The 13,150-nt window shown below is 60.2% G+C and carries 9 protein-coding genes and 1 pseudogene; 2 read left to right on the top strand and 8 right to left on the bottom strand.

Annotated features, from left to right (window positions below; genetic code table 11):
* The first annotated feature begins 561 nt into the window (after window positions 1-561).
* Both F6S08_RS14960 and dkgB read left to right on the top strand, forming a co-directional pair.
* A complete protein-coding gene (locus tag F6S08_RS14960; protein ID WP_065926222.1) occupies window positions 562-1,626 on the top strand; it encodes a 3-deoxy-7-phosphoheptulonate synthase in 1,065 nt (354 codons plus the stop codon).
* Between the two features lie 171 nt (window positions 1,627-1,797).
* Window positions 1,798-2,616 (top strand): 2,5-didehydrogluconate reductase DkgB, encoded by an 819-nt coding sequence (gene dkgB / locus F6S08_RS14955; RefSeq protein WP_065947537.1) that lies wholly within the window; start codon window positions 1,798-1,800, stop codon window positions 2,614-2,616.
* Here dkgB and F6S08_RS14950 read toward each other — a convergent pair.
* The 8 genes and pseudogenes from F6S08_RS14950 to F6S08_RS14915 form a co-directional block, all read right to left on the bottom strand.
* Entirely contained in the window at window positions 2,613-3,035 is a 423-nt protein-coding gene (locus tag F6S08_RS14950) for a chemotaxis protein CheY (RefSeq protein WP_065926224.1), read from the bottom strand. The two genes, dkgB and F6S08_RS14950, sit on opposite strands and share 4 nt — an antisense overlap.
* A 134-nt stretch (window positions 3,036-3,169) precedes the next feature.
* Window positions 3,170-6,784, bottom strand: a complete 3,615-nt coding sequence (locus F6S08_RS14945) for a transporter substrate-binding domain-containing protein (RefSeq protein WP_315871810.1) — start codon at window positions 6,782-6,784, stop codon at window positions 3,170-3,172.
* A gap of 1 nt (window position 6,785) precedes the next feature.
* Window positions 6,786-7,415, bottom strand: coding sequence for a response regulator transcription factor (locus tag F6S08_RS14940; protein WP_027603197.1), 630 nt, complete (start codon window positions 7,413-7,415; stop codon window positions 6,786-6,788).
* A gap of 268 nt (window positions 7,416-7,683) precedes the next feature.
* Complete coding sequence (locus F6S08_RS14935; protein ID WP_065926226.1) at window positions 7,684-8,400, bottom strand: MgtC/SapB family protein; 717 nt, start codon at window positions 8,398-8,400, stop codon at window positions 7,684-7,686.
* 16 nt (window positions 8,401-8,416) lie between these two features.
* The gene (gene mgtA / locus F6S08_RS14930) at window positions 8,417-11,122 is read right to left on the bottom strand and encodes a magnesium-translocating P-type ATPase (RefSeq protein WP_065947539.1); all 2,706 of its coding nucleotides are present in this window, start codon (window positions 11,120-11,122) and stop codon (window positions 8,417-8,419) included.
* Window positions 11,123-11,725: 603 nt separating this feature from the next.
* Window positions 11,726-12,070, bottom strand: coding sequence for an FKBP-type peptidyl-prolyl cis-trans isomerase (locus F6S08_RS14925; protein WP_315871809.1), 345 nt, complete (start codon window positions 12,068-12,070; stop codon window positions 11,726-11,728).
* Window positions 12,071-12,349: 279 nt separating this feature from the next.
* Window positions 12,350-12,751 carry a type II toxin-antitoxin system HicB family antitoxin gene (locus tag F6S08_RS14920; RefSeq protein WP_065947540.1) on the bottom strand — a complete coding sequence of 134 codons (402 nt, stop codon included), beginning with the start codon at window positions 12,749-12,751 and terminating at the stop codon, window positions 12,350-12,352.
* 54 nt (window positions 12,752-12,805) lie between these two features.
* A pseudogene (locus F6S08_RS14915) lies at window positions 12,806-12,989 on the bottom strand (type II toxin-antitoxin system HicA family toxin).
* Window positions 12,990-13,150 lie beyond the last annotated feature (161 nt).

The following is a 13,150-nucleotide window of genomic DNA, read 5'->3' as shown; positions in this document are numbered from 1 at the left end:
TAAGTCCCCCACTGCAATAGAAATTACTGATTGAATCTGCCTGCGTGCCTCGAGTAAGCTCCCCCATAAATTTGGAGACACACCATGTTGCAACTCACCCACACTCAGGTTTGCCCTGCTGCCAGCGCCCAGCGCTCGGTGTCGGCTACCCGTGTGAACGGTTCGAGTGCACTGGTCAGCTTTTATTTTGGGTATTGGTTTAGCCACTGGCGCGCCTGATACCTGAAATCGGCGCCCACTCACCAAGGGGTCGCCTACCAGAGAAATCTAACCCCCGGTCGGCTCCCCGACCGGGGGTTTTGTTTTTTCAGGTCCCCATAAACTTTTCAACTTGATCAAGAACACTTAAAGGAATCCCGACATGAACTACGCCACCTATTACCGCTACGACATGTGCACTGCATGGCGATTTAGCCAGCTCCGCTCGGGACAGCCTGCCGCCTCCGATCGGTCACCTATCGGTGGCAAACCAACACACGTCGCCGATACGGCGAATTGTCGAACACCCCAGTAGGCCGAGCGCGCGGGAATAGCCCGCCGCTTGCCCAGGAAGCCTTGAATATGAACTCCTCCGTCGCCGCTCTGCCCCTCTCTGCCTTGAACAGTGCCAATGAAGCCCTGACCCAGCGCCTGCCCAGCTCGCTTGAGCTCAAGCACCAGTTGCCCCTCAGCCCGTTCCTCAACGAACAGATCCACGCCCACCGCCAAGCCGTGCGCGCCATCCTCAATGGCGAAGATTCACGCTTGCTGGTCATCGTCGGTCCGTGCTCGATCCATGACCCGGAATCGGCGATGGAATACGCCCGTAACCTGAAGAAACTGGCCCTCGACGTCGGCGACCAGATGCTGCTGGTGATCCGCGCCTATGTCGAAAAACCCCGCACGACGATCGGCTGGAAAGGCCTGGCCTACGACCCTCGCCTGGATGGCAGCGATGACATGGCCGCCGGCCTGACCCTGTCCCGCGAGCTGATGCGCGAAATGCTGCGCCTGGGCCTGCCGGTCGCCACCGAGCTGCTGCAACCCATGGCCGCCGGCTACTTCGATGACCTGCTCAGTTGGGTGGCGATTGGCGCGCGTACCACGGAGTCGCAGATCCACCGCGAGATGGCCAGCGGCCTGGGCATGCCCGTGGGCTTCAAGAACGGCACCGATGGCGGCGTCGCGATTGCCTGTGACGCCATGCGCTCGGCGTCTCACCCGCACCGCCACTTCGGCGTCGACAGCCAAGGCCATCCGGCGATCATCCAGACCCCGGGCAACCCCGACACCCACCTGGTGCTGCGCGGCGGGCATCACGGGCCGAACTACGATGTGCAGAGCGTGGCGCGGGTAAGACACGACCTGGCCAAGTCCAAGGTCACCCCGCGGATCATGGTCGATTGCAGCCATGCCAACAGCAACAAGGACCCGCTGCGCCAACCGGCCGTGTTCAACGATGTGTTGGAGCAGCGCTTGCAGGGTGATACCTCGCTGATCGGCATGATGCTCGAAAGCCATTTGTTCGAAGGCTGCCAACCATTGAGCCCGCCGATGAAATACGGGGTGTCGGTGACCGATGGCTGCCTGGGCTGGACCGCCACCGAGCAGTTGCTGCGTGCGGCTGCCGAGCGCCTGCGCGCTTAAGGCTGATGGATCGAGGCGCTGCTGCCGCAGGTACAGCGCCTCATGAGAACCTGCGGCACACAGGCCATTCGTGACGTGCAGGCAAGAGTCCTTTTCGGCGTCGACGGTGTTTCCGACGCAACGACGAGGGGATACTCAACGCCATTGCCTACGGCCCTATTGGAGTTACCGATGTCTACCCTCACGCCAAAAGTCCCTGCCTTCGGCCTCGGCACCTTTCGCCTGCAAGGCCAGGTGGTGATCGATTCCGTCAGCACCGGCCTGGAACTGGGCTACCGTGTCATCGACACCGCGCAGATCTACGAGAATGAAGCGGACGTTGGCCGAGCCATCGCCGACAGCGGCATCCCGCGGGACGAGCTGTTTATCACCAGCAAGATCTGGATCGCCAACTTCGCTGAAGGCCAATTGATCCCAAGCCTCAAGGAAAGCCTGCGCAAGCTCAAGACCGATTACCTGGACCTGACCCTGATCCACTGGCCATCGCCAGAGAACCAGGTGCCCGTCACCGAATTCATGGGGCAGTTGCTGGAAGCCAAACGCCTGGGCCTGACGCGCCAGATCGGCATTTCCAACTTCACCATCGCCCTGATGAAGCAGGCCATCGCAGCCGTGGGTGCCGAGCACATCGCCACCAACCAGATCGAATTGCACCCTTATCTGCAAAACCGGCAGGTTGTGGATTTCGCAACCGCCAACGGTATCCAGATCACCTCGTACATGACCCTGGCCTACGGTGAAGTACTCAAGGATCCGGTGATCCAGCAGATTGCCGAGCGCCATCAGGCCACAGCGGCGCAGGTGACCCTGGCCTGGGCCATGCAATCAGGTTATGCGGTCATCCCGTCCTCAACCAAGCGTGCCAACCTGCAAAGCAACCTCAAGGCCCTGCAACTGACCTTGAGCGCTGCTGACATGGCGCACATTGACGGGCTGGAACGGGGCCAGCGCTTGACCAGCCCCAAGGGCATCGCGCCGAAGTGGGACTAAACCCCCGCCACCGGTGTGCGGGATAACTCGCGCAGCCATGGCAACACCCGCAGGCCGGCAGTGGCCTCGGGTGGGTCGATGATGTCCATGAAGTGTTCGAGATTGACGTTGTCCGGCACGCCGGGCAGCCGCACCAGCACCGCTGGCGTTACGCCAGGGTGTGCCCCCACATCCAGGTGATCGTAGACCAATACATGGCGCACCTGGGGCTGGGGCCCACAGGCCTGGGCCGTCAGCCCCGCATTGATGATCAGCACGTCGAAGGGTTCGGCCGGGATGGCCGTGAGTATCTGGACTTCCTCGAAGGTTTGTACCGGCACGATCCGGTGGTACCCCAACTGATTGAGCATTTTTTCGATGTACAACCGTTGCAGGTGTTGTTCATCGGCAATCAGGATGGTCAGTGCTTTGTTCGGCATGGCAAACCCCTGGGCAGGCAGCGCTCGTCAGTGAGCGAGGCCCATTTTCCAGACATATCCCGAAGACAAAATCAGGCATGTTCCCCCTTCTTGTAGGAGTTCTCCCAAATCAACCGAATGGCCAGCTCCCGCAGTCAAGCCTGATTGCCATACCGGCTCAAGCTGTGATGCAACTGTTCGATGGCCGAAGCTACCGCCTCTACCGCAGCGTCCGATGCATCGTTGTCATGCCGCTCACACACGCTCTCCAATGTCTCGCAGCACGTGATCAACACCTGAGCCTTGACCATGCGCGCGCCCCCTTTAACGCGGTGAGCCAAGTCATGGAGCTTGGCGAAATCAGCCGGCGATTTCAGGGACGGCAACAGCGCACGGTCCTCCTCGAGGCTATTGAGCAACGGCGTCAGCAGCTCGTTGAGAGCATCCTTATCACCCTGCGTCAGCATGATCAGTGAACTTAAATCAAACGCCACTTCCACTTCATCCGTTAGCGCGCCAGCGGTCCGTGATGCCAAGGCCAGGCGCAAGTCCTCAAGCCCGGTCGGCTTGAACAGGCAACCGTCCATGCCTGCTTGCCGGCAGCGTTCGGCTTCCTGCGGCAAGGCATTGGCGGTGAACCCGAGGATCAGGCACGGCGCCAACCCACGCTGGCGTTCCTGTGCACGAATATCACGCGCCAACGCGTAACCGTCCTTGAAGGGCATATTGCAATCGGTGATCACGCCGTCAAAATGCCCGGCCTGCCACAGTGAAAATCCTTGGGCGCCGTCCTCGGCCAAGGTGATGCGATGCCCCAGGAAACTCAGCTGTCGAGCCAGCAACAAGCGGTTGGCCGGGTAGTCATCCACCACCAGGATATTCAACCCGCGCGCTGGCGGAACGTGGGGGACCGGTACATTGGCAGGCACGGCCGAGGTCAGCGCCAGCGTCAACGTCACATCCACCCGCGTGCCCTTGCCCAGCACACTGCTCAAGTGCAATTGACCGCCCATCATCTCGCACAGGTTGCGACTGATCACCAACCCCAGGCCCGATCCGCTTCGCGCCGGCTGTTCGTTGTTGCTGCCCTGGATAAAGGGGTTGAACAAGCGCTGCTGATCTTCGGCACTGATGCCAATACCCGTGTCCTCCACCCACAACCGCAGGTGCAACTGGTCGTCGGTCAATACCGGTGCACCCTGGGCGCCCAGGCGCACCTGGCCGGAGGCGGTGAACTTGATCGCGTTACCCAACACATTGGACACCACCTGCTTGAAGCGCAGCGGGTCAACCAGCACCGGCCGGTCGATCAACGGGTCGAGTTCCACCTGCAGCACCAGGCCCTTGTCCCGCGCCAGCCCCTCAAACACCCGCGCCACTGAGGCCAGCAGTTCGTGCAGATTGTCCGGTTCCAGGCTCAGGGACAGGTGGCCGGATTCGATTCGCGCAATATCGAGAATATCGCCGATCAACTCCAGCATGCTCCGGGACGCCACCGACGCAACCTCCAGCGCATCGCGGTCAGCCACGCCCTGCTCGGCGTTTTTCAGGGCCAGTTCGATCATGCCGATCACGGCATTCATAGGGGTACGGATCTCATGGCTCATGGTCGCCAGGAAGGTGGTCTTGGCACGGTTTGCGGCGTCGGCCTCCTCCTTGGCTTCCTGCAACTGCCCCAGCAAGCGCTGGCGCTCGCTGACATCCACCCAACCGGCGATCATGCCCACCACGCTGCCATTGCTGTCACGGTACGGGAGCATCCATTGGTAGATGGTCAACACCTCGCCGCCGGGCACCTTGAGCACGCGGTCATAAACCTGCGGCTCGCCCAACGCCATCAAACGCAAATAGTCGGCATGGAACGACTGGGCCTGGGGCGGGTTCCCCGTGTCGGTTTCCACCACGGTCTTACCGATGACGTCTTCCAACTTGAAGCCGAACACATCGAGGTAGGCATTGTTGCAGGCCATCAGGCGCCCCAGGCGATCGCGCACATAGATCGGGTGCGGCGTGCCGTCGATCAACACACTCATGAACCGCATCTGGTCGCTCAACGCACGCTCGGCCTGGGTGCGCTTGCGAATCAGGCTGCGCAGGTAGAACACCCATCCCAGGGTGACCAGCAGCAGCAGCGCGGCCAAGCCAAACCCCTGGAGGATGATGTTGCGGTGGCGTATCCAGTAGTTGTCTTCGATGATGATCTCGCTGCGCCAATGGTTGGTCAGCTCGTCCATTTCTTCTGGAGTAATGCTCAATAACGCCTTGTCGAGGATCGAGTACAGCTCCAGTTGGCTGCGGTTGACCCCAAAGGCAATGCGTGCAGGCTCACTCCCGACAGTGCTGGTGATGCGCAGCCGCTTGCGGTAATTGCGGGCGATCATGTAGCGCGCGCTCATCAGTGAAACCGCAGTCGCATCGACACTGCCGTTGACCACCAATTCCATGGCCTGCTCCGGGTTCTCCACGTCGACAAACCCGATGCCTGGGTAGTCCCGGCTGATTTGCCCGGCCAGGCTGTTGCCGCGAATAAGCGCCATGCGTTTGCCAGGCATATCTTCCAGGGTCACCAGATGCTCGTCGTGGGTGCGCACCACCAATACATAGGGACTGGACAGATAAGGGCGAGTAAAGCGGATCTTTTCGGACCGCTCGACACTGGGGGTGACGACCGCCAGCATGTCCACGCGACCGGCACTGGCCTGTTCAATTTGCCGCGGCAGCGAACTGCCCCGTTCTACATCAAACCTCAAGCCCGTACGCAGACTGATACGCGAGAGGACCTCGGAGCTCAATCCCTCGAATTGCTCTTGTTCGTTGAAAAAAGACAACGGCACGAATTTATCGAGCACCGCCACTTTCACCCGCGGGTGCTTCTCCAGCCAGCGCTGTTCACTTGCGCTCAAGCGCAGTTGCTCCGCCTCCAGGAACCCGCTGCCGCCGGCACTCCAACGGCGCAGGATTTCCATCTGCTGGTTGGCCGGAACGGCGGCCAGTGCGCTATTGATGATGCCCAACAGGCGGGTATTGTCCTTGGCGAATGCGAACCCGAAAGGGTTGACCTCCAATGCGGAGAAATCCGCCATGCGCACGTTATTAAGGTGGTTCTTGTTGATCAGGTAGCGGGTGCTGATGGCGTCACCCAGGTACACATCCGCCTGGCCGAACGCAACGGCGCCAATGGCTTCGAAGGTCGAGGCAAACAAGAGCAATTGCGCATCGGGGTAAAAGGCCTGGACGGCCTCGGGCTGCATGTAGTGGTAGAGCATCGCCAGGCGCTTGCCGGCAAGGTCAGCCTTCAGCGCCTGGTTTTCTCCCGCACGCGTCACCAGCGCGGGTTGGTCATTGGCGTAGGATCGGGACAGCACCAGCTCCGGGTCGGCCGCCTCGAACCCGTTGGCCGATCCCACAAAATCCACGGCCCCGGTCTTCAGGGCTTCGATCACCTCATCACGGGTGTCGTAGCGCTTCACGTCGATGGTGATATTCAGCGCCTGGGCAACCAGTGCCGCAAAATCGGCCGTGATGCCCTCGAGCTCGTCATTGTTGCTCAAGTCAAAGGGCGCGTAGTCGGGGGCCGACACCCCCATCAGGAGCGTGCGGCGCTCGCGTAGCCAGCGCCAGTCGGCTTCGTCCAACACCACCGAGGGATTTTCAAGAGTGGAGTGACCCAGCAGTTTCAGATCGTGGGATTCCTCCAAGGCCATCACCGCCCAGGGCAACAGCCCCATCAGCAGGATGGCCGCGCGTTTCACCCGCCGGGAGGTGAGCATTTCAGATCAGATGATTGCGCTGGGCGAACTTGGACAGATGCACCACCGACGACATACGCAACTTCTCCTTGAGCCGCGTCTTGTACGTACTGATAGTCTTGTGGCTCAACAGCATATCCTCGGCAATATCCTTGTTGCCCAGGCCCAGGGCCAGCTTCTGCAGCACGGTCAATTCGCGATCGGATAACGCCTCCACCAACTCCTGCTCGGTCGATTGCAGGTCGTCGCGACGCACCGAACTGGTGGGCAGGCTGGGGAAGCAACTGTAGCCGGACCTGATCGCCCTGATCGCCTTTTGCAGCTCATCCAGTTCACCGGTCTTGGCAACAAAACCCATCGCTCCGGCGCGCATGCAGCGAGTGGAAAAAAACACCGCCAGATACGAGGTCAGCACCAGGATCCGGCAGGGCAACTCCAGCGCCTTGATCCGGCTGATCACCTCCAACCCACCGAGCTTGGGCATCGCCAGGTCGAGAATGACCAGGTCCGGACGTTCTTCGCGAGCAATCTGCATGGCATCAGCGCCATTACCCGCTTCGTAGATAGTATCGAAACCTTCCTGCCTCAACAGATACTTCACGGTAGCGCGTATAAAAGGGTGATCATCCACGATTAAAGCTTTGTTGCTCATAAGACTCCCCTGGGAAGATCAGTACGCTTACATATCACGCGAGACCCCACTACCTGTGAAAAGTAACAGTTCCGACAAGCGGCACTGATTACTCAGTCAAACACCTCAGGCAGTACAGGCCCCTCCTTTTGAAAAACACAGTAAACATGTGAAGCCACGCCTTGATTCCTGAACAGGCGCAAGCGCGCAACCTTAGCAACCGCGTGTTTTTGCCAATGAAGGGATAATCTCGACTAAATGTAGGACTTTTCCTCAGAACTCTCCAAAGCTACTCGGTGGTGCTGGGGCTCCAGAAGGCCTGCACCACCAGGGTCGACCTGGAAATGCGCGCCACCAGGGCGTCCAACTCGTCACCGTCTACCGAGGTCACCGCCAGTGTGGCTTCGATTTCAACTTCCTCAGTGCCGAACGGCCGCACATCGACATCGCTGGCCGGGTAGTTACAGCGCGCCAGTTCGGCTTCCAGCAACGCCAATACCGCGGTTTGCTGGGTGCGCCGGGCAATCACATAGAGGATGTTGGTGACCTCCGCCGACACCACATCCAGAGGTTGGCGGTTGATGTTATTGACGATGGGCCGCAGCAGCGTATTGGCCGCCAGCACAAACAGCGTGCCTAACAACGCTTCGAGGACCAGGTCGGCACCGGCGCACGCCCCCACCGCTGCCGACGCCCAGAGCGTGGCGGCGGTGTTGAGACCGCGCACATTGCCTTCTTCGCGCATGATCACGCCGGCCCCCAGAAAGCCGATGCCCGACACCACATACGCCACCACCCGCACGGCGCCTTCCGCACCGCCGAGGCGGTTGGCCATGTCGACGAAAATCGCCGCACCCACCGCCACCAGTACGTTGGTGCGCAGGCCCGCCGTACGTTGGCGGTACTGGCGCTCGAAGCCGATCAGGCCACCGAGGATAAACGCGGCGGTGAGGCTGACCAGGGTATCGACCAGGGAGTTGAGGTTGATGTTGTCGATTGCTTGCATGGGAAACCGTCCCTGTTCACTGCCAGCCAAACTTACGGATGTAGTAGCCCTTCACCGCCTGGGTCAGCGCCATATACGCCAGCAGGATCACCGGCAGGAACACAAAGTACAGCGACGGCAGCGCCTGCAATTTGAAGTAATGCGCCAGCGGCCCCATCGGCAGGAAGATCCCCACGGCCATGATCACCGCGGTCATCACCATCAACGGCATCGCCGCGCGGCTTTGCAGGAACGGGATTTTCGGGGTGCGGATCATGTGCACGATCAGCGTCTGGGTCAGCAGCCCCACCACGAACCAGCCGGACTGGAACAGCGTCTGGTGGTCAGGGGTGTTGGCATCGAACACATACCACATGAGTGCGAACGTGGTGATGTCGAAAATCGAACTGATCGGCCCGAAAAACAGCATGAACCGCCCCACGTCCCCCGGCTGCCAGCGTTGTGGTTTGGCGAGCATGTCCTCGTCGACGTTATCGAACGGGATCGCGATCTGCGAGATGTCATACAGCAGGTTTTGCACCAGCAGGTGCATCGGCAGCATCGGCAGGAACGGGATAAACGCACTGGCCACCAGCACCGAGAACACGTTGCCGAAGTTGGAGCTGGCGGTCATCTTGATGTACTTGAGCATATTGGCGAAGGTGCGCCGGCCCTCCAGCACGCCCTCCTCCAGGATCATCAGGCTCTTTTCCAGCAGGATGATGTCGGCGGCTTCCTTGGCGATATCCACCGCGCTGTCCACAGAGATACCAATGTCTGCTGTACGCAGCGCCGGTGCATCGTTGATGCCGTCGCCCATAAAGCCCACCACATGCCCGTTGGCCTTGAGCAGGCGCACGATGCGTTCCTTGTGGCTGGGCGTCAGGCGGGCGAACACATTGGTGGTTTCCACGGCCTTGGCCAACTGGGCGTCGGTCATGTCCTCGATGTCGTTGCCCATCAACAGGCCTTGTTGCTCCAGGCCCACTTCACGGCAGATCTTGGCGGTGACCAGCTCGTTATCGCCGGTCAGCACTTTGACCGCCACACCATGGGCTTTCAGCGCCTTGAGAGCGGGCGCAGTGCTTTCCTTGGGCGGGTCGAGAAATGCGACGTAGCCGATCAGCGTGAGGTTGTTTTCATCCGCCAGGCTGTAAGTGTCGCGCCCCGGTGCCATCGGTTGCGCAGCCACGGCCACCACCCGCAGGCCTTCTTCGTTGAACGCGGCAGTGACCTGGCGAATGCGCGCCAGCAGGTCGTCGGTCAGCGCTTCGTTGACCTCGCCATGGCGCACGCTGTTGCACACCGAAAGGATCTCCTCCACCGCACCTTTGCAGATCAGCAGATGCGGCCGGCCCTGTTCGGCCACCACCACCGACATGCGGCGGCGGTTGAAGTCGAACGGGATTTCATCCACCTTCTGGAACGCGGTGCCGACCTTCAGTTCGCGATGCACCTCCACGTGCTCGAGCACCGCCACGTCCAGCAGGTTTTTCAGGCCGGTCTGGTAGTAGCTGTTGAGGTAAGCCATCTCCAGCACGTCGTCGGACTCCTCGCCCCACACGTCCACATGACGCGCCAGGAAAATCCGGTCCTGGGTCAGGGTGCCGGTCTTGTCGGTGCACAGCACATCCATCGCGCCAAAGTTCTGGATCGCATCCAGGCGCTTGACGATGACCTTCTTGCGCGACAGGAACACCGCGCCCTTGGCCAGGGTGGACGTGACGATCATCGGCAGCATTTCCGGGGTCAGGCCCACGGCAATCGACAGCGCGAACAGCAGCGCTTCGGTCCAGTCACCCTTGGTGAAACCGTTGATGAACAACACCAGCGGCGCCATCACGAACATAAAGCGGATCAACAGCCAGCTGACCTTGTTAACGCCGTGCTGAAACGAGGTGGTCGCACGGTCGGTGGCGGTCACGCGTTGGGCCAGCGCACCGAAATAGGTGCTGTTGCCGGTGGTCAGAATCACCGCCGTCGCGGCGCCGGACACCACGTTGGTGCCCATGAACAGGATGTTCTCCAGGTCCAGCGGGTTGCGGGTGTTGGTGTCGTGCTGCTGGGCGAACTTCTCCACCGGCATCGATTCACCGGTCATCGCCGCCTGGCTGACGAACAGATCCTTGGCGTTGAGCACGCGGCAGTCGGCGGGGATCATGTCCCCGGCCGAGAGCACGATCAGATCGCCTGGCACCAACTGCTTGATGGGCAATTCAATGCGCTTGGCATCATCCCGGCGCAGCACCGTGGCGGTGTTGCTCACCATGGCTTTCAACGCATCGGCTGCCTTGTTGGACTTGGCCTCCTGCCAGAACCGCAGCAGCGTCGAGAGCACCACCATGGAGAAAATCACCGTGGCGGCCTTCATGTCTTCGGTCAGCCAGGAGATCACCGCCAGCAAGGTCAGCAGCAGGTTGAACGGGTTCTTGTAGCAATGCCACAGGTGCACCCACCACGGCAGCGGCTGCTCGTGCTCGACTTCATTGAGGCCGTATTGCACGCGCAGGGCGTCGGCTTCCAGGCTGCTCAAGCCCTCGGCATGGCTGCCCAACGTACCGAGCAATTGCACGGCACTGCTGTTGGCCGCGACCACCAGGGTTTGCGCCAGGGTGGGCGGCACTTCGCGGCTGACGCTGGCATCGGTGACGGTTTCGAGCATCGCCAGGCGGCGGAAATGCCGGGCGATATGCCGGGTCCGCAGGAAGCCGGCGAAGAACTCTTTCAACAGAGTGAGGTTCATGGTGTGTTACTCCTGCGCGAGGAAAAAACCTTCGTGCAGGTACTGCCTGTCCCACCGCGCCCGCTTCATAGGCACAGTCAGCCCGGCCCGCCCGCCGCAAAAGGCAGGCGCGTCCGTAGCATCCCGAGGTTAACCGGGTGCTGGTCAGCGTCGATGAGAGGGATCGCACAGGGGCCAGGACTGGCCGCTGTCGGGATGCCGCTTCTCGCTAGGTGGCGAGACAACGGCATCGAAAAAATGCGCGTTATCTTGCCAAGTATGTGCCGGTTACCGAGACCGGCCGACAACTGTCACTCGAACAAGTACCCACTGAGGGTCTCCGCTATTGATGAAAACGCGCGAAGCTTACGCCCCGATTTAAGGAGAGTAAACCGTAGGAAAGTTTCCATATGGTGAATAAGAGGATTCTTCAGGGAGGGTTCAGGAACCCCCATCCTGAAGCCGCCGATGCTTGAATGTGAGGTGGCAGGTTCGCCAGATCCCGTAGCAGCTGCCGAGCGCAAGCGAGGCTGCGTCAGCGGTTCGTCTGACACACCGCGAACGCAGCCTCGCTTGCGCTCGGCAGCTGCTACGTACGAGGTGGTGGGCCAGGTTTTTGCGAAATTAATCGTCCCGCGTCAGCACTTCCAACAACTCAATCTCAAAGCGCAGATTGCTGTTGGGCTTGATATGCGCGCCCATCGACCGTTCGCCATAGGCAAGGTGCGCCGGCACAAACAACCTGCGCACCCCGCCGACCTGCATGCCCATCAAACCCAGGTCCCAGCCCTTGATCACCCGCCCGGTGCCGATCACACACTGGAACGGCTTGCCCCGCTCCCAGGACGAATCGAAGACCGTACCGTCTTCCAGGGTGCCGGTGTACTGGGTGGTGATCAGTGCGCCCTTGACCACGGCTTTGCCGGTGCCTGGTCGGGTGTCGGTGATCTGGAGTTCGTCGGGGCTCATGGGGTTCTCGTTGAAGGCGTAAAGGCTGGGGTTTTCCCAGAATCGGTGGGGTTTGGCAAGTGCAGGAACAGTCGCAGCCGTGACATTTCCCTTTAACTTGCAGGACGTTTCCGAGAGAATCCCAAGCGCTTGCGCCGCTCAAGCGAGGGAGCTTGCTTCCGTTGGGCTGCGCAGCGACCCCGTTGCTTTAGTACTGCCCCCCACAAAAATCCCGTAGATATAGCGTCGGCCCGACTTGAACACGCCATAAGCCGATACAGAGTGCTCGCTTGTGCTTACTTACGCAGAGAGCTCACGCAGCGCTGCCGTCGCCAAAAAACCTGACCGCGATGCATAGCGATGATCCTTTTGCACACGCTCGTCAATCCGCTGCAAGAGGTGTTCCGGCAGAGAGGCATTGAACCGCACTGATTTCCCCAGATAAGGCGTGAGGTCAAAGTCGACTATCGCCCAGACACCACCGGCAAAATCCGGATTACCCAAATGGGCATCAACCTCCAGCGCCTGAGGAAGCTGTTCCTGATCGGCAACCAGGCCTTCGAGGTGCAGAGCCAATGCCTCACGTACATTGTCCAGCGCTTCGGAAAAAGACCCGCCCGCCGAGAAACACCCCGGCACATCAGGGACGGTCACGCTGTAATCCGAATCAGCATCTTTGTGTACTACCACTGGGAATTTCATTGTTCCTCCTCTGACCGAGCCCGTGGGAGCTCGCCCAATTCATCCAGCAGGCAATTATTTGAGACCGGCTGATTTGAAAATACTGTGCAGAGTGCCCTTGGCAATCTCTGACTTGGGATGAGGGACGGTGACTCTTCCCCGCTTCATGGGGTGCTTGAACTGATGATGACTGCCCTTCACTGCCACCTCAAACCAACCATCCGCAACCAGCAGGTCAATCACCTGCTCGACTTCTCATCGCCTCACCCTTGGGTGTGTATATACACCCCACTAAATGGTAATGCGTTTTTTTGCACACACGAGACACACGGATAAAAAATCTTGCGACTTGATGATGACGGCGGGCAAACCCCTTAGCCAATGAAGTAATATCAATCTTTGTGCTCTGGATCGCTCTCA

Source organism: Pseudomonas sp. JV449, assembly GCF_032424295.1.
Taxonomy (GTDB): domain Bacteria; phylum Pseudomonadota; class Gammaproteobacteria; order Pseudomonadales; family Pseudomonadaceae; genus Aquipseudomonas; species Aquipseudomonas marginalis.
Note: the sequence above shows the minus strand (reverse complement) of the source record. Positions and strands in the feature narration are given on the sequence as shown.